This window comes from Sphingobium sp. YBL2 (genome assembly GCF_000943805.1).
GTDB classification, from domain to species: domain Bacteria; phylum Pseudomonadota; class Alphaproteobacteria; order Sphingomonadales; family Sphingomonadaceae; genus Sphingobium; species Sphingobium fuliginis.
On record NZ_CP010954.1, the window covers coordinates 4,474,764 to 4,491,549 of the forward strand.

A 16,786-nucleotide genomic window follows, 5' to 3' on the forward strand; every position below is an offset into this window, starting at 1 on the left:
CCGCCGGACGGTCCGGCGGGGCTGATGGTCTTTTAGAGGAACTTCGCCACGACCCCGGTGGTGTCGATCATGCGGTTCGAGAAGCCCCATTCATTGTCGTACCAGCTCAGCACGCGGACCAGCGTGCCGTCGATCACCGCCGTTTCCAGGCTGTCGACGGTCGAGCTGCGCGGATCGCCATTATAGTCGATGGACACCAGCGGCTCCTCCGAATAGCCAAGAATGCCCTTCAGCGGGCCGGATTCCGAAGCGGCCTTCAGCAGTTCGTTGACTTCCTGGACGGTGGTGGCGCGCTTGGCGATGAACTTCAGGTCGACGACCGAAACGTTCGGGGTCGGCACGCGCACCGACGAACCGTCCAGCTTGCCCTTCAGTTCCGGCATCACCTCCCCGACAGCGCGAGCGGCGCCGGTGGTGGTCGGGATCATCGACAGGGCGGCGGCGCGGGCGCGGCGCATGTCCTTGTGAAGCTGATCCAGCGTGTTCTGGTCGTTGGTGTAGCTGTGGATCGTGGTCATGAAGCCCTTTTCGATGCCGATGGCGTCATGCAGGACCTTCGCCAGCGGCGCGAGGCAGTTGGTGGTGCAGCTCGCATTCGAGATGACGACGTCGCCGGCGCTCAGCGTCTCATGATTGACGCCGAAAACCACGGTCTTGTCGACGCCGGTGGCGGGAGCGGAGATGACGACGCGCTTGGCGCCCGCGGTCAGGTGCGCGCTGGCCTTTTCCTTGTCCGCGAAAATGCCGGTGCACTCCAGCGCGACGTCCACGCCCTGGGCGGCATGGGGCAGCTTGGCGGGGTCGCGTTCGGCGGTCACGGCGATACGCTTGCCGTCGATGACCAGGAAATTGCCGTCGACGCTCACTTCGCCGGCCCAGTTGCCGTGCACGGAATCACGCTTGAACAGCAGGGCATTCGACTTGGCGTCGCCCAGGTCGTTGATGCTCACCAGTTCCAGATCATGGTCGGTGCGCGAGAGAATCGCACGGGCGACCAGACGACCGATGCGGCCGAAACCGTTGATTGCTACCTTCGTTGCCACTGCACTTGTCTCCCGGTTGGTTTGAATTTCAGTCGAGCGCGGCCACGATCTGCGGCGCGATCTTGGCGGCGGTCAGGCCGAAATGATCGTAGAGCACTTCCGCCGGAGCCGAGGCGCCGAACGTATCGATGCCGAAACGCAGGCCGGCGATGCCGACATAACGCTCCCACCCGAAAGTGGTGCCTGCCTCAATCGAGGCGCGCAGGACATGGTGCGGAAGGAGATCATCCTTATACGCCTGCGGCTGCGCATCGAAATGCGCCCAGCTCGGCATGGAGACGACGTCCGCGCCGATGCCCTGCTCTTCCAGCAGCGCGGCGGTAGCGACGGCGATCTCGACCTCGGACCCGGTGGCGACCAGCACCACCTTGCGCTCGGCCGTGGCCGCCTTCAGGCGATAGGCGCCCTTGGCCGACAGGTTTTCACCCGCCTTCTCGGTGCGAAGCTGCGGCAGGTTCTGGCGGGTCAGCGCCAGCACCGACGGGCCGTCGGCATCCTTCAGCGCCAGTTCCCAGCACTCAGCCGTCTCGACAATGTCGGCCGGGCGATAGACGTCCAGGTTCGGGATCATGCGCAGCGACATGACATGCTCGATCGGCTGGTGGGTCGGGCCGTCCTCGCCCAGACCGATGGAGTCATGGGTCAGCACATGGATGGCGCGGATCTGCTGGAGCGCCGCCAGACGGATGCCCGCGCGCATATAGTCGGAAAAGACCAGGAAGGTGCCGCCATAGGGAATGACGCCGCCATGAAGCGCCATGCCGTTCATGGCGCAGGCCATGCCGAACTCGCGAATGCCGTAATAGACGTAACGGCCCGAATAATCGTCTTTGGTGAGCGGCCCGGTCGACTTGGTCTTGGTGTTGTTGGAGCCGGTGAGGTCCGCCGAGCCGCCCAGCGTCTCCGGCAGCAGGTCGTTGATCGCGCCCAGCGTCAGTTCGCTCGCCTTGCGGGTGGCGACCTTCTGCGGATTGGCGATCAGCGTGTCGATATAGGCGTCAAGCGAGAAACCGGCGGGCAGGTCGCCGGCCATGCGGCGCTCGAATTCGGCCCTTTGCGCGTTGGAACCAAGACGATCCGCCCAGGCCACATGGGCGTCGCCGCCCTTTGCGCCGATGGCGTGCCAGGCGGCGGCAATGTCTTCCGGGATCACGAAAGGTTCGGCCGACCAGCCAAGGAATTCACGAGCGGCAGCGACTTCGGCTTCACCAAGGGCGGAGCCGTGGACGCCCGAAGTGCCCGCCTTGTTGGGTGCGCCATAACCGATCTTGGTGGCGCAGGCGATCAGCGAGGGGCGCGGATCGGCCAGCGCCTCGTCGATGGCGCGGCGCACATCGGCCATGTCATGACCGTCGCAGGACACGACATGCCAGCCGGTCGCGGCATAGCGGGCGCGCACATCCTCGCTGCTCGAAAGGTCGACCGCGCCGTCGATGGTGATCTTGTTATCGTCCCACAGCACGATCAGGCGGCCCAGGTTCAGATGCCCGGCAAGGCCGATGGCCTCATGGTTGATGCCCTCCATCAGGCAGCCGTCGCCGGCCAGCACCCAGGTGCGGTGATCGACCAGATCGTCGCCGAACTGCGCATTCAGATGCCGCTCGGCAATCGCCATGCCCACCGCGGTGGCAAGGCCGGAACCCAGGGGCCCGGTGGTCGCCTCCACCCCCGCCAGCTCGAAATTCTCCGGATGGCCGGCGCAGGGGCTGCCCAGCTGGCGGAAATTCGCGATGTCTTCGATGGTCGGACGCGCATAGCCGGTCAGGTGCAGCAGCGAGTAGATCAGCATCGATCCATGGCCCGCGGACAGCACGAAGCGGTCGCGGTCCGCCCATTTCGGCGCCTTGGGATCGAACTTCAGATAATCCTTGAACAGCACGGTGGCGACGTCGGCCATGCCCATCGGCATGCCTGGATGGCCGCTGTTAGCGGCCTGCACCGCGTCCATGGAAAGCGCCCGGATGGCATTGGCGAGGGACTTTTCGGAAACGGTCATCGAAGCGGCGTCTTTCCTGGCTTGTCTATGGCCCCCTGTTAAGGCCAGCGAATCGAAATTGCGCCCCCTTTGTCGCCTCAGGGACAAGGCGTCAACTACGGGTGGCCCCCAGGGTGCGCCAAGCCGCCGAATGACGGCTTTTGCGCGGTGAAAACTTTGTCTATGCGTGGAGCATGGCAAGTGACCGAATGATGCAGGCGATCCGCGCTCTGGAACGCGCGATCGACCGGCTCGAACAGGATGTGGAAGGCCTTGCGTCGGCCGCCTCCGGCCCCTCCCCAGGCATCGACGCCGCCGCCGCCCGCACGGCGCTGCGGTCGCTGGACAGTCTCATCACCGAATTGAAGGGGCAGGATGTGAAGGAACAGGCCGGTGGCTGAAACCACATTGCACATTGCCGGGCGCGTCTATGACCTGCGTTGCCGCGACGGGGAGGAGGCCCATCTGGCGCATCTCGCCAACCTGATCGAGCGCAAGGCGCGACTGGCGCAGCAGAACACCCCGGGCCTGACCGAGGTGCGCACGCTGCTGTTCGCCGCGCTGTTCCTGGCCGACGAACTCAACGACCTGAAGCGCGAGGCGATAGGGCGGCAACAGACCCTGGCGCTGGAGCCGGAGGACGAGCCTGCCATCCGCGCGCTCGAATCCCTTGCCACCCGCATAGAAAAGCTGCGCGAGAGACTTGTCGCCGCCGCTCCTCAGGCCTAAATAGAGAGGCGACGGGCACTGCGCGGTATCGAGCTTTAGCGAACATCCCTGAGGCGATAATCACATCCACGGGGACTGTCCCTGGGCGGGCTCTGGCCCGATCTACATGGTTCCCACCTGACGTTGAGGCGTCAGAGGATTTTCCAGCACACGGCCGAGGCGGTCCCGTCACCCCCTCCCGCAATTCAAGGCCCCCGATGAGCGACGACACTGACAAGGCGACCCTGCGTGCCATCGCCCGGCAGAGGCGACGCGCCTTCGTGGCTTCGCTCGATCCGCTGGCGCACCGGCTGGCGTTCAAGGTGGTCCCTTCCCCCCTTGCGCATCGGCTGGCGGACGCTGAGGTGGTGGCTCTCTATATGGGCCTGGACGATGAAGCCCCCGCGCAAAGGCTGGCCGCGCCCTTGCAGGCCATGGGCAAGACACTGGCCCTGCCCCGCGTACTGGATCGGCTTGGCAGCATGGATTTCGTGCGCTGGAACCCGGAGGAACAGCTTTTCCCCGGCCTGTTCGGCACCAGCCATCCCGAACCGGTGGGCGATCCGGCTACCCCCGACGTCATCATCGCGCCGCTGATCGGCTTCGACCGGGCGATGAACCGGCTGGGGCAAGGGGGCGGCTATTATGACCGGGTGTTCGCACGCTATCCGGATGCCTTGAGGATCGGCCTCGGCTGGTCGGTGCAGGAACATGACGATCTGCCCGCGGACCCATGGGATCTGCCGCTGCACCTGATCCTGACCGAAGTCGAACTGATCGAAGGATATGAAGCATGAGCACGGACCCCCGGCCAGCCTACAAGCCGAGCTGGCGCAAGCCGGTGGGCATGTTCGTGATCCTGGGCCTGATCGCGCTCTGGGCCGTGCTTGTGGGCAGCCTGTCGGCGCTGATCGGACGGCTGCCGATGATGGTGCAGGTGCCGGTCTATGTCTTTCTGGGCCTGATATGGATCTGGGTGCTCCCGTTGAAGCGCCTGCTTGCCTGGATGGAGACGGGACGCTGGCGGGGATTTTGAAGGCGGGATGGATGGATTGCGGACATTCCCCCTCCCGCAGGCGGGAGGGGGTTAGGGGGTGGGCTGGCGCGGCATCTGCGCTGTTTTGCAACGGCTAAGTCAGAAGCTCGCTACGCTCGCGCCCACCCCTAACCCCTCCCGTTTACGGGAGGGGAATGTCCTGAATCGGCCATTTCCAGCCATATCCATTATAAAGGAAAGTGGCGCGAGTGACGGGGCTCGAACCCGCGACCTCCGGCGTGACAGGCCGGCGCTCTAACCAACTGAGCTACACCCGCGCAGGGCGGCATCTTGGCATGACCTCAATGGCCACCAGACGATGCTGATCTGGAAAACCTTCCACTTCCCCCTTGAGGAAAGTGGCGCGAGTGACGGGGCTCGAACCCGCGACCTCCGGCGTGACAGGCCGGCGCTCTAACCAACTGAGCTACACCCGCGTTCGGTGTGGGCGGGCATCTATGCGGCCCCGTTCCCCCTGTCAACTGCCTGCAACATCAGTTTCACGGCTTTCGTCATTTTCTTTGCGCGGGTCGACCGTCAGCGTGCCGCGCTCGAACAGGAAACCGGCGATATCCGGTGTTCCGGCCGCCGACACGACTGTCTGGATGATGATCAGCAACGGCACGCCCAGCAAGGCGCCCGGGGTTCCCCACACCCACCCCCAGAAGGTCAGCGACACCAGAATCAGCAGGGGGTTCATGGTGAGCCGCCGTCCCAATATCGTCGGCGTGATGACATTGGCCTCCACCAGATGGAATCCGACCTGCAAGGCCGCGGGCAGCAGCGCCTTCCACACATCGTCGAACACCATGAGCCCGCCGAGCGCCAGCAAGGCGGCCGCCAGCATCGGCCCGAAATAGGGAACGAAATTCAGCAGCGCGACAATTCCGCCCCACATCAGCGGCGAAGGCATGCCGATCAGCCACAACGCCAACGCCACCGCCAAGCCAAGGCACAGGTTGATCGTCGCGATGGTGAGGACATAGGCGGATGTCGCGTCGACCACATTCTGGATCACCCGCGCCACCGCCATTGCGCCATCGAAACTGCCCCGGCTGTTGATCGTCCGCCGCCGCAGTCGCGTCCAGCCGGCAAGGAAGAAATAGATGATGAGCAACGCGAACACCATCTGGATGATCGCCGCGGGGGCGGAGGTAGCCGCGAACTGCAGGAGCGATCGGGGCGCATCCACCGCCGCCGTCTGCGCCGCCGCCACCGGCCCGGTCGCCAGCATCTGCACCGTTTCGTCGACGAAGCGCTGAAGCTGCGAATAGAAATCGATCAACGGGGCGAGATTATTCTGTATCTGGGGAAGGCGCTCGGGCAACAGCCGGAACCAGTCGGCCGCCGGGACGACGATCAGCACGAGGGCGGTATTCGCCACCAGCAGGAAGGCGATCACCGCCATCAGCGCCGCCAGTGCGGAAGGGACGCGCCGCCGCTCCATCCATTCCAGGAACGGAACCAGCGCAATGGCGATCACCAGCGCGGCGGTCAGCGGCAGGAAGAACTCCGCCCCCTCCCTCAAGGCGAAGGGTAGCGCCAGGACGAGCCCGATCCCGGTCGTCAGCGCGATCGACGCCAGCAGGCGGTCCCGCCGCCGGTTGATCTCCTGCTGTTCCTGGGGTGTCACGCCTGAAATGTCCTTGCCCGCCGCCCTTTTTCTGCACCGGCGGCACCGGTCCGTCAATTTAGGCCCGACGATTTACATCAGCGAAACAGGCGGATAGCAAGGGAAACAAGGTCTTAACCAAATCTTCGGCACCTGCTGCCACATTCGGCCGGGAAACAGCATGGGGGACTGGGATGAAATTGGGGGCTTGGCTCGTCGCTCTCGCCTGCACGGCGGCGCCGCAGCTTGCGTCGGCACGGCAGGAGATCCGTTTGGAGCGGCAGATGTTCGTGGAGCGGGTCAGCACCGACGTCAACGGCCGCGCCCGCCGCGTGCTGGAAAGCGCCGACCGTGCAGGATCGGGCGACCAGCTTATCTTCGTCGTCAACTGGCGCAATGAGGGCAACCGTCCGGTGCGCGGCCTGGCCGTCACCAATGCCGTGCCGCGCGGTACGCAACTCGACCTCAGCGATCCGGCCATGCAGGTTTCGGTGGATGGGGGTGCTCATTGGGGGCGCCTTGCCGACCTCTGGCTGCCAACTCCGCTGGGCGGAACCCGTCGGGCCGTGCCTGCCGACATCACCCATGTCCGCTGGACCGTGCTGGACGAGATTTCACCGGGGGAGAGCGGCCGGCTGAGCTATCGGGCTACTGTTCGTTAAGCGGTACGGCGATCCGGGTGTAATTGGCCAATAGGCGCCCTTACCGCCCCGCTCCCAATACGCCCGCCACCCAATTCATTTCCCGATCCTGATCTCGAAAAGCCTGGCCCAGTTCTTGCCTGTCACGAACAGCCGGTCGGCCTTCGCGTCATAGGCGATGCCGTTCGCCACCGCCTCGCTGTCCTTCGCGCCGCTCGCCTTCAGGAGCGGCGCGATGTCGAGCCAGCCGATCACCGCGCCCGTGCGCGGATCGATCCGGACGATATGGGTGTCGTACCAGATATTGGCCCAGATCTCGCCCTTCACATATTCCAGTTCATTGAGCCGCTCCACCGGGCGGCCGTTCCATGTCACCGTGATCCGGCGCTCTTCGGTCAGCCCTTCGGGGTCCAGGAACCGCAATTGCGCGGTGCCGTCACTCATGATGAGGCTGCGCCCATCCTGCGTCAGCCCCCAGCCTTCCCCTTCATAACGGAACTGGGAAACCGGCGAAAAATCATCGAGCTTCCAGACGAAACCCTGCCGATGCCGCCAGGTCAGGCTGATCAGCCGATCCTTCCAGTTGACGATGCCTTCCCCGAAATAAGGGCGGGGAACGATCCGGCGGTTCAGCACCTTGCCGCTTTTGGGATCGACCTTCCGAATCTCCGACTCGCCTTCCAGACCCGTGCTCTCGTACAGGGCGCCGTCATGGTAGAAGAGCCCCTCGGTAAAGGCGCCGGGATCGTGCGGATAGCTTCGGACGAGCGTCCAGCGCGTTTCCGCCTGAGCGGGAACGATCAGCAGCCACGCGCCCAGCAGCGCGAAAAGCGCGCGCTTCATCCGGCGGCCTGGTCCGCCACGGCCCCAGCGAGCCAGCCGGGCAGGAACGCGGGATCGACATCCTCCACCCGCCGCAATTCGATGGAGAGGCCAAGATCGGCCAGCGCGGCCTTCTGCCGTTTCTCGTCGGCCTGGGCCAGCGGCACCGCGACCAGGCGCCGGTTCACCTTGTTGCGATAATGCATGCGGGCGGTGTTTTCCTGCCCGACATAGCATCCCTTGTCATAATCGACCCCGCCCAGTTCGCCGGCATTGGTTTCCAGCCATAGGATCTGGTCCTGTCCCAGTTCGCCCACCCCCTCGAATATGCCGAGCGACAGCCGGTGCGCCCGAAATGCCGCCGAAGCATCGCCCTCATCCGGCGGCGCGATCCAGCGATGGCCGAGTTGCGACAGACGTGGGTCGAAAGGCTTGCCAGAAGCCTCCAGCGCCCAATGCACCGCCAGTTCATCGGCCCGCGCAATGGCGACCTTGCGCCGCAGCCGGTAAATCGTCAGACGCTTCGCCAAGGCTTCCGCCTGACTCGCCTCGCAATCGATCAGCACATCCTCGCCATCCGCCCACAGGATGAAGTCGAACAGCGCCTTGCCCTGTGGCGTCAGCAGCGCGGTCCAGCGCGGTTCGCCCTCCTTCAGCCCCAGCACATCGCGGGTGAGCAGGCCCTGAAGGAAGCTTTTCGCCTCCTCGCCGGAAATTCTGAGGAGAGCGCGGTCGGTAAGGGTGGTGCCGGTCATCGGCTTTAGGTAGGACAATCGCCCATCATATCCAAGCCCACCCCCAAGCTGGCGAGACCGACATGACTTTCGACCTTCTCCTCAAGAACGGCACCGTGCACACCCCCGGCGGGGCGGAAAGCGTGGATGTGGGCGTGCGCGGCGGCAGGATCGTCGCCATCGGCACGGCGCTGGGCGACGCGGGAGAGGCGATCGACTGCACCGGCCTGGACGTGCTGCCCGGCTGCATCGACAGCCAGGTCCATTTTCGCGAACCGGGGCTGGAGCATAAGGAAGACCTGGAATCGGGCAGCCGCGCCGCGGTGCTGGGCGGCGTCACCGCCGTGTTCGAAATGCCGAACACCAACCCCAATACCGACACCGCCGATCGCGTGCACGACAAGCTGAAGCGCGCCCATCACCGCATGTGGTGCGACCATGCCTTCTATGTCGGCGCCACCGCCGACAATGCCGAGCGGTTGAAGGAGCTGGAGCGGATTCCCGGCACATCGGGGGTCAAGATCTTCATGGGCGCCTCGACCGGCAGCCTGCTGGTCGACGATGACGACGCCCTGTCGCGCGTGCTGGCCAGCGGCACCCGCCGCGTCGCCATCCATGCCGAGGATGAGGCGCGGATGAACGCCCGCAAGGATCATCGCGTGGAGGGCGACCCGTCCTCCCACCCCGTCTGGCGCGACGATGAAAGCGCGATGATCGCGACGAAGCGGATCATCGACCTTGCCCGCAAGGCCCGCCGCCGCATCCATATCCTGCATGTGACGACGCCCGCCGAACTGGAATATATCGCCCGTCACAAGGACATAGCGACCTGCGAGGTGACGCCCCAGCATCTGACCCTGGCGGCGGAGGACGCCTATCCCCGCCTTGGCACCTATGCGCAGATGAACCCGCCGATCCGGTCCGGCGCGCATCGCGACGGTCTGTGGCACTGGCTGAACCAGGGCGTGCCCGACGTGCTGGGCAGCGACCATGCCCCCCACACGATCGAGGAGAAGGCGAAACCCTATCCCGGCTCGCCCAGCGGCATGCCCGGCGTCCAGACGCTGGTCCCGCTGCTGCTCAACCATGTGGCGGAGGGACGGCTGTCGCTGCGCCGCTTCATCGAACTGACCTCCTCCGGTCCCCAGCGCGTCTTCGGCCTGGTGGGCAAGGGCCGCATCGCCCTGGGCTATGATGCCGACTTCACCGTGGTGGACCTGAAGAAGCGCTGGACCATCGGCAGCGACTGGCTGGCTTCGCGCTGCGGCTGGTCGCCCTTCGAGGGCATGGAACTGACGGGCAAGGCCATCGGCACCATCATCCGCGGGCATCGCGTGATGTGGGAGGACGCACTGGCCAACCAGGCGGTGGGCGAGCCTGTCCGGTTCGAAGCGACCGAGTTCGCCTAAACCGTAGCCAGGCGATTGCGGCGGGCAGCGGTCAGGCCGTCCGCCGCGAACAGGATGAGGCTGAGCCAGATCAGCGCAAAGCTCGCCATCTGGCCCGCCGTCAGCTTTTCCCCGAACAGCAATATGCCGCACAGGAACTGCAGGGAAGGCGCCAGATATTGCAGCAGGCCGAGCGTCGCCATGGGCAGCCGGTGGGCGGCGGTCGCGAACAGCAGCAGCGGCGCTGTCGTTACCGCGCCGGCGGCAATCAGCAGGATGGTGGTCGGCATGTCCTGCCCGAAGCCGACGCCGCCATGCCCCGACAGCCAGAACAGATAGGCCATGGCCGGCGGCATCAACAGCAATGTCTCGACACCCAGCCCCACCATCGGCGCCACCGGCGTCAATTTCCGGATCAGCGCGTAAAAGGCGAAGGTCAGCGCCAGCGCCACGCTGATCCAAAGCGTCGTGAGGGCGGTCGCCGCCATGATGGCGACGCCGACCGCGGCTATTCCCACCGCCGCCAACTGCCCTCGCCGCAGTCTTTCGTGGAGCAGCAGCACGCCCAGCCCGACGGTGACCAGCGGATTGAGGAAATAGCCCAGGCTGGCGGCGAGCACATGCCCGGCGTTCACCGCCCAGACATAGGTCAGCCAGTTCATGCCGATCAGGACGGCCGATGCGGCGAGGGCCGAAAGAAGCCGCCGGTCGCGCAATATCGTAACCAACTCGACAAGGTTGCGCCGCATCAGCAATAGCGCCAGGATCAACAGCAGCGACCAGAGCACGCGCTGGCTGACGATCTCCACTGCATTCACATGATGCAGCAGCTTGAAATAGATCGGCAGCAGCCCCCAAGCGCAGTAGGCGGCCACCGCCGCGATGAGGCCGCGGCGAGCCGCCTGTTCCGATGGCGGGGAGGAATTCAGAGGATGCCTCCGCCCAGGAACAGCCGCAGCGCACCGAAGGCCGCCACGACCAGACAGAAATTGCGCCCGCCATTTTTGGTCGAGAACATGCCGACAAAAGCGCCCAGCAGCGCGACCGGCACCAGCAGCCAGTTGAGCGCCCCCAGCAGCGGAAAGACCGCTGGGATCATCAGGATCAGGGTGACGAGGCCGATCAGAGCTGCCAGGATATTGAGCATGGTTGCACAAATGGCGTGTCGGCAGGCCCAGGGCAAGGCGGACAGCCGGGCCAGTTGGCAGAGACTGGCCCGCCCCAGGATTGAATTTCCGGATTCACCAATATCCCTAACGGAAAATTAACCTTTGCTCTTCATCCCCTGTTTACGAAGGAGTGAAGCCATGCCGCCTGTTCGGTCTTTCTATGTTCTGGCGATACTTGTCGCCCTGCCGCTGGCGGGTTGCGGCAAGAAGGAGGATGATCTGAACGCGCTCGACGCCCAGCTCACCAATAATGCGGTGGACGCGCTCGCCAATCAGATCGTGGTCGATCCGCAGCTCGCCGGCCAGCCGCAGCGTACCGCCAAACTCCCTGCGCTGAAGGGCGAGGCCGCCGCTGCGCTGGCGGCATCCGTCAAGCTCGCCGGCGGCACGCTGCTCGCCACGCCTGCGCCGGACGAGGGGGAGGCCAAGGAATCCGAATCGTCGCTCGCCGCCGTCGCCAGCGAGCAGAAGAAGCCGGGCGGCAACGCCTTCTGCCGCGAGCGGCTCATCCATGGTGCGCAATGGGCCAGCCGTCTGCCGGAACCATTCACCGTCTATCCGGGCGCGCAGCTGACGGAAGCGGCGGGTGCGGAAAAGGACGGATGCACGCTGCGCGCGGCGACATTCGTGACCCCTGTCCCATGGCAGAGCGTGATGGACTTCTACTATACCCAGGCGCGCCGCGCGGGTTTCGATGCCGAACACAAGGTTATGGGCGGCGACCATGTACTGGGCGGCTCGCGCAAGGATGACGGCAGCGCCTTCCTGCTCCTGTTCGCGCAAGCGGCCGACGGCACGACCAGCGTGGACGTGCTGGCGGACAACGGCCGATAAGGGGGCCGGCAGCCCGGAGAAGGCCGCGTTCCGCCATCCCTCACCACCACCAATAGCCTAATCCGCGAACAGCAGGACAGGCGTTTCCAGCAACTTCCGCACCGCCTGGACGAAGCTCGCCGCGTCCCAACCGTCGACCACCCGATGGTCGCAACTGATCGACAGGTTCATGAGCTTGGCAGGCACCACTTCACGGCCCCGGAAGACCGGCCGCTCGATAATGCGATTCGGTCCGATGATCGCCACTTCCGGCCGGTTGATGACCGGCGTCGTCGCCACCCCGCCCAGCGGCCCCAGCGAGGTGAGGGTCAGCGTCGAGCCGGACAGTTCCTCCGACTTCGCCTTGCCCGTGCGGGCCGCGTCGGCCAGCCTTTTTATCTCCGCCGCGAGCTGCCAGACATTGCGGTCCTGCGCATCGCGGATCACCGGCACCATCAGTCCAGCGTCGGTCTGGGTCGCAATCCCCATATGCACGGCGCCATAGCGCGTCACCACGCCCGCCTCATCGTCATAGCGCGCGTTCAGCATGGGAAATTCGGGCAGAGCACGGCAGATCGCCACGATCAGCAGCGGCAGCAGAGTGAGCTTCGGCTTGTCGCCGCGATGGGCATTCAGTTGCTCGCGGGTTTCCTCCAGCGCAGTGACGTCGATCTCCTCGACATAGGAGAAATGCGGGATGGCGCGTTTGGAGGCGGCCATGTTCTCCGCGATGCGGCGGCGCAGGCCGATGACCTTGACCTCCTCGTCGGCGCGCCTTCCTGAGCGCCCGGCCGGCCGATAGCCCTGCCCCGATCCGTAAAGGAGAAAGGCGTCGAGATCGGAATGGCGGATATGATCGCCGCCCGGCTTCACCTGGGAAAGGTCGATGCCCAGTTCCCTGGCGCGGGCCCGAACGGCGGGCGAAGCCAGCACATCGGCCTTCGCAGCCGTCCTCCCCTGCTGGGAGACGTTAGCGGAGGGCATGGGCGCGGCCGGCCTTTCCTCAGCAACGGCTGGGGCAGGATCGCCCCGCTCGCCGCCCTCCCCCGCCGCTTCAGGCAGGGGCGCCGTGATCGCGGGCGGCGGAGCTGCCTCGACGTTGGGAGCAGAGGCTTCGCCCTCTCCTTCCGTCTCGATCTCCACCAGCATGGAACCGATGGCGATCTGCTGTCCCGGCTCCCCGGCCAGCCGGACCACCGTGCCGGCAACCGGCGATTCCATTTCCACCGTCGCCTTGTCGGTCATCATGTCGGCGATCGGCTGGTCTTCCTCGACCCGGTCGCCGACCTTCACATGCCAGCCGACGATCTCCGCTTCCGCAATGCCTTCACCGATGTCCGGCAACCTGAACGTAAAAAGCGCCATGACAGCCCCTCAATCCTTCAAAATCTTGTTGATGGCCTCGCGAATTCGCACCGGGCCGGGGAAATAGGCCCATTCCAGACTGTGCGGATAAGGCGTGTCGAAGCCGGTGACGCGCTCGATCGGCGCTTCGAGGTGGTAGAAGCACCGCTCCTGCACCTGCGCCATCAATTCCGCGCCAAAGCCGCTTGTCCGCGTGGCTTCATGCACGATCAGGCAACGCCCGGTTTTCCGCACCGACCGCTCGATCGCCTGGATGTCCAGCGGCACCAGCGTGCGCAGGTCGAGGATTTCAGCATCCACGCCCATTTCGGCAACCATATTCTCGACCACATGAACCATCGTGCCATAGCAGATTATGGTCAGCGCCTCGCCCGCCCGCGCCACCCGCGCCTCGCCCAGGCTTATGCGATAATAGCCCGTCGGCACCTGCGCCTGCGCATGTCCCGCCCAGCTCTTGGCCGGCGCGTCGTAATGCCCGTTGAACGGCCCGTTGTAGATGCGTTTGGGTTCGAAGAAGATCGTGGGATCGTTATCCTCTATGGCCGCGATCAACAGGCCCTTGGCGTCATAGGGCGTCGACGGGATCACCGTCTTCACGCCCGACACATGGGTGAAGATGCCTTCGGGCGACTGGCTGTGCGTCTGCCCGCCGAATATGCCGCCGCCAAAGGGCGAGCGCACCGTCATGGGCGAGATGAACTCCCCCGCCGAGCGGTAGCGGAGCCGCGCCGCTTCCGACACAAGCTGGTCCAGCGCGGGATAGATATAGTCGGCAAACTGGATCTCCGGCACTGGCCTCAGGCCATAGGCGCCCATGCCCACCGCGACGCCGATAATGCCGCATTCGGTGATCGGCGTATCGAACACGCGATTCTTGCCATATTTCTGCTGCAAGCCCGCCGTTGCGCGGAAGACGCCGCCGAAATAGCCGACATCCTCGCCCATCACGACCACGTCGGGGTCGCGCTCCATCATCACGTCCAGAGCGCTGTTGATCGCCTGGATCATGTTCATCTGGACCGTATCACCGTGGGTTTCCGTAACCGCTTCGCTCATCATGTCGCTCACAGGCCGGCTGCCTTCCATTCGTCGAGCATCTGCTGCTGCTGCTCGCGCAGGTGCCAGGGCATTTCCTCGAACACATCCTCGAACATCGATTCCATCGGGTGGTGCAGGCCGTGGCCGAGGATGCCGTTCTTCTCTGCCTCCCGCGCCGCGTCGCGGACCGTTTCGGCCAGTTCCCTGTCCATCGCCGCATGCTGCTCCTCGTCCCAGATGCCGAGCGCGATGCAATGTTTCCGCAGCCGTGCGATGGGGTCGCCCAGCGGCCAGTGGCTCGCCTCGTCGGCGGAACGATAGGCGCTGGGATCGTCCGACGTGCTGTGCCCCTCGACGCGATAGGTGAAATGTTCGATCAGGGTCGGGCCCGCATTGGCCCGTGCCCTGTCGGCGGCCCAGCGCGTCGCAGCATAGACCGCCAGCGCATCGTTGCCGTCGACCCTGAGGCCGGCAATGCCATAGCCGATGGCCCGCGCCGCGAAGGTCGTCGCTTCGGCGCCCGCAAAGCCCGAAAAGCTGCTGATCGCCCACTGGTTGTTCACGACATTCATGATCACAGGCGCGCGATAGACGCTGGCAAAGGTGCAGGCGGAATGGAAGTCGCCCTCCGCCGTGGACCCTTCCCCGCACCAGGTCGCCGCGATCCGCGTGTCGCCCCGCGCCGCGCTGGCCATGGCCCAGCCCACCGCCTGCGGATATTGGGTCGTGAGGTTGCCGGAAATGGAGAAGAACCCCGCCTCCCGCGCCGAATACATGATGGGAAGCTGGCGCCCCTTCAGCCTGTCGCCCTTGTTCGAATAGATCTGGTTCATCATGTCGACGATGGGCCAGCCACGCGCGATCAATATGCCCTGCTGGCGATAGCTGGGGAAGCACATGTCGTCGCTGGCCAGCGCAGCCGCGGCGCCGATCGACACGGCTTCCTCACCCGTCGACTTCATGTAGAAGCTGGTCTTGCCCTGCCGCTGCGCGCGGAACATGCGCGCGTCGAACGCCCGGGTCAGCGCCATGGCCCGCAGCATCTTCAGCAGCGTTTCGGGCGGCAGCTTCGGATCCCAGGGGCCGACCGCCGCCCCTTCCTCGTCCAGCACCCGGACCAGTCCATAGGCAAGGTCGCGCATGTCGCCCGGCTGCGCGGTCTCGTCCGGCCTTGGCTGCGCACCCGCGGGCGGAATGTCGAAATCGCTGAAATCGGCGGTGTCGCCCGGCCTGAATTTCGGCTCCGGCACATGCAGCCGAAGCGGCGGCAGATTACGCCCCGCCCCTTCCATTCCGGCGTCCGAATCGATCCGGTCGCTCATCCTGCCTCCTTTTGTGCATTGCAATAATATTGCTCAGTGCAATTATTATATTACAACACCCGCAAAGGCAAGCCTTACTGACCCATTTGGCCGCGCCTCGTCCTCCGCTAGACGGCGACGGGGGCGGCGATATGCCTTTGCGGCGCATAATCGACCACTTCGAAATCCTCGATCCGATAGTCGAAAATGCTCGAAGGCCGACGGTTGATCCGCAATTTGGGGCTGCCCGCTGGAATTCGCTCGATCTGCTCCTCCACCAGCGCGGCATGGTTGAGGTAGAGATGCACGTCCCCGCCCTGCCAGACGATCTCGCCTGCCTCCAGATCGCATTGCTGCGCCAGCATCCGGGTGATCATCGACAGGCCGAAGATATTGAAGGCGAATCCCAGCCCCAGATCGCAGCTCCGCTGGAACAGCAGCCCGTTCAGGCGCCCGTTCGCCACCTGGAACTGATAGGTCATATGGCAGGGCGGCAGCGCCATGCGCGATACTTCCGCCACGTTCCAGCCAGTGAACAGCAAACGCCGCGATCCGGGACTGGTCCGGATCGCCTCGACCAGATCGGCAATCTGGTTATGTCCCTGCGCGGCCCGGCGGTAGAGCCCGTCCCCGACCTCCTCATAGCGCGGCCAATTCACCCATTGCGCGCCATAGACCGGCCCCAGATCGCCCCAACGCGCCGCGAAGGCCTCATCCTCGACGATCCGCGCCTCGAACGCATCGCGGTCGATCTCCTCGCCCGTGGCCCGGCGATAGCTGTCGAGCGGCCAGTCGGTCCAGATATGCACGCCCTGCCGCACCAGTTCGCGAATGTTGGTGTCGCCGGTCAGGAACCAGAGCATCTCCCGCGCCGCGACTTTCCAGTAGACCCGCTTGGTGGTGAGCAGCGGCACCGCATCGTCGGCCAGGGAGAAGCGCATCGTCGCGCCCAATATCGACCGCGTGCCCACGCCCGTCCGGTCGATCCGCTCATCCCCATGCCGCCAGATCTGCCGCATCAAGTCCAGATATTGCTGCTCATAATGGGGCGGGAAGGATGCCATGCGGACACTTTCATGATTCTGGCGAATGTCCCCTCCTGTAGCGAAGCGGCCCGCCGACGCCAAATGCTGCGAAACGG

At 65.0% G+C, this 16,786-nt stretch carries 18 protein-coding genes and 2 tRNA genes; 7 read left to right on the forward strand and 13 right to left on the reverse strand.

What is annotated here, in order from left to right:
• Window positions 1-32: 32 nt before the first annotated feature.
• Window positions 33-1,043 carry a type I glyceraldehyde-3-phosphate dehydrogenase gene (gap, locus tag TZ53_RS20620; RefSeq protein WP_025552063.1) on the reverse strand — a complete coding sequence of 337 codons (1,011 nt, stop codon included), beginning with the start codon at window positions 1,041-1,043 and terminating at the stop codon, window positions 33-35.
• A gap of 28 nt (window positions 1,044-1,071) precedes the next feature.
• Window positions 1,072-3,039 (reverse strand): transketolase, encoded by a 1,968-nt coding sequence (tkt, locus tag TZ53_RS20625; RefSeq protein ID WP_044662550.1) that lies wholly within the window; start codon window positions 3,037-3,039, stop codon window positions 1,072-1,074.
• 173 nt (window positions 3,040-3,212) lie between these two features.
• On the opposite strand from tkt, the gene TZ53_RS20630 reads away from it, so the two are divergent.
• The 4 genes from TZ53_RS20630 (at window position 3,213) to TZ53_RS20645 (ending at window position 4,762) form a co-directional block, all read left to right on the forward strand.
• On the forward strand, window positions 3,213-3,419 hold the full coding sequence (locus TZ53_RS20630; protein ID WP_229742433.1) for a hypothetical protein: 207 nt from the start codon (window positions 3,213-3,215) through the stop codon (window positions 3,417-3,419).
• Window positions 3,412-3,747, forward strand: coding sequence for a cell division protein ZapA (locus tag TZ53_RS20635; protein ID WP_044662552.1), 336 nt, complete (start codon window positions 3,412-3,414; stop codon window positions 3,745-3,747). The genes TZ53_RS20630 and TZ53_RS20635 overlap by 8 nt, the downstream gene beginning before the upstream one ends.
• A 197-nt stretch (window positions 3,748-3,944) precedes the next feature.
• A complete protein-coding gene (locus TZ53_RS20640) occupies window positions 3,945-4,523 on the forward strand; it encodes a 5-formyltetrahydrofolate cyclo-ligase (RefSeq protein ID WP_025552056.1) in 579 nt (192 codons plus the stop codon).
• Complete coding sequence (locus TZ53_RS20645) at window positions 4,520-4,762, forward strand: DUF2842 domain-containing protein (RefSeq protein ID WP_025552055.1); 243 nt, start codon at window positions 4,520-4,522, stop codon at window positions 4,760-4,762. The genes TZ53_RS20640 and TZ53_RS20645 overlap by 4 nt, the downstream gene beginning before the upstream one ends.
• A 201-nt stretch (window positions 4,763-4,963) precedes the next feature.
• On the opposite strand, the gene TZ53_RS20650 is transcribed toward TZ53_RS20645, so the two are convergent.
• The 3 genes from TZ53_RS20650 to TZ53_RS20660 form a co-directional block, all read right to left on the reverse strand.
• Window positions 4,964-5,040, reverse strand: a tRNA-Asp gene (locus TZ53_RS20650).
• A gap of 82 nt (window positions 5,041-5,122) precedes the next feature.
• Window positions 5,123-5,199 (reverse strand) — tRNA-Asp (locus TZ53_RS20655).
• 41 nt (window positions 5,200-5,240) lie between these two features.
• A complete protein-coding gene (locus TZ53_RS20660) occupies window positions 5,241-6,395 on the reverse strand; it encodes an AI-2E family transporter (protein ID WP_044662553.1) in 1,155 nt (384 codons plus the stop codon).
• A gap of 173 nt (window positions 6,396-6,568) precedes the next feature.
• Here TZ53_RS20660 and TZ53_RS20665 point away from each other — a divergent pair, with 173 nt between their 5' ends.
• A complete protein-coding gene (locus TZ53_RS20665; protein WP_044662554.1) occupies window positions 6,569-7,036 on the forward strand; it encodes a hypothetical protein in 468 nt (155 codons plus the stop codon).
• A 75-nt stretch (window positions 7,037-7,111) separates the two neighbouring features.
• On the opposite strand, the gene TZ53_RS20670 is transcribed toward TZ53_RS20665, so the two are convergent.
• Window positions 7,112-7,858, reverse strand: coding sequence for a glutaminyl-peptide cyclotransferase (locus TZ53_RS20670; RefSeq protein WP_044662555.1), 747 nt, complete (start codon window positions 7,856-7,858; stop codon window positions 7,112-7,114).
• Complete coding sequence (ygfZ, locus tag TZ53_RS20675) at window positions 7,855-8,592, reverse strand: CAF17-like 4Fe-4S cluster assembly/insertion protein YgfZ (protein WP_044662556.1); 738 nt, start codon at window positions 8,590-8,592, stop codon at window positions 7,855-7,857. Before ygfZ ends, TZ53_RS20670 begins: the two co-directional genes overlap by 4 nt.
• A gap of 62 nt (window positions 8,593-8,654) precedes the next feature.
• On the opposite strand from ygfZ, the gene TZ53_RS20680 reads away from it, so the two are divergent.
• Window positions 8,655-9,980 (forward strand): dihydroorotase, encoded by a 1,326-nt coding sequence (locus TZ53_RS20680; RefSeq protein WP_044662557.1) that lies wholly within the window; start codon window positions 8,655-8,657, stop codon window positions 9,978-9,980.
• On the opposite strand, the gene rarD is transcribed toward TZ53_RS20680, so the two are convergent.
• A complete protein-coding gene (rarD, locus tag TZ53_RS20685; RefSeq protein ID WP_025550925.1) occupies window positions 9,977-10,834 on the reverse strand; it encodes an EamA family transporter RarD in 858 nt (285 codons plus the stop codon). The two genes, TZ53_RS20680 and rarD, sit on opposite strands and share 4 nt — an antisense overlap.
• 50 nt (window positions 10,835-10,884) lie before the next feature.
• The gene (locus TZ53_RS20690) at window positions 10,885-11,106 is read right to left on the reverse strand and encodes a hypothetical protein (protein ID WP_044662558.1); all 222 of its coding nucleotides are present in this window, start codon (window positions 11,104-11,106) and stop codon (window positions 10,885-10,887) included.
• A gap of 160 nt (window positions 11,107-11,266) precedes the next feature.
• Between TZ53_RS20690 and TZ53_RS20695 the strand changes: the two genes are divergently transcribed.
• Window positions 11,267-11,962: a hypothetical protein gene (locus TZ53_RS20695; protein ID WP_044662559.1), complete on the forward strand. Its 696-nt coding sequence runs from the start codon at window positions 11,267-11,269 to the stop codon at window positions 11,960-11,962.
• Between the two features lie 57 nt (window positions 11,963-12,019).
• On the opposite strand, the gene TZ53_RS20700 is transcribed toward TZ53_RS20695, so the two are convergent.
• The 4 genes from TZ53_RS20700 to thyA all read right to left on the reverse strand — a co-directional run bounded on the left by TZ53_RS20700 (window position 12,020) and on the right by thyA (window position 16,709).
• Window positions 12,020-13,306, reverse strand: coding sequence for a dihydrolipoamide acetyltransferase family protein (locus TZ53_RS20700; RefSeq protein WP_044662560.1), 1,287 nt, complete (start codon window positions 13,304-13,306; stop codon window positions 12,020-12,022).
• Between the two features lie 9 nt (window positions 13,307-13,315).
• Window positions 13,316-14,320: an alpha-ketoacid dehydrogenase subunit beta gene (locus TZ53_RS20705; RefSeq protein WP_025550931.1), complete on the reverse strand. Its 1,005-nt coding sequence runs from the start codon at window positions 14,318-14,320 to the stop codon at window positions 13,316-13,318.
• Window positions 14,321-14,370: 50 nt separating this feature from the next.
• Window positions 14,371-15,666, reverse strand: coding sequence for a 3-methyl-2-oxobutanoate dehydrogenase (2-methylpropanoyl-transferring) subunit alpha (locus TZ53_RS20710; protein WP_044662561.1), 1,296 nt, complete (start codon window positions 15,664-15,666; stop codon window positions 14,371-14,373).
• Window positions 15,667-15,773: 107 nt separating this feature from the next.
• On the reverse strand, window positions 15,774-16,709 hold the full coding sequence (gene thyA, locus TZ53_RS20715; RefSeq protein WP_044662562.1) for a thymidylate synthase: 936 nt from the start codon (window positions 16,707-16,709) through the stop codon (window positions 15,774-15,776).
• Window positions 16,710-16,786: the final 77 nt, after the last annotated feature.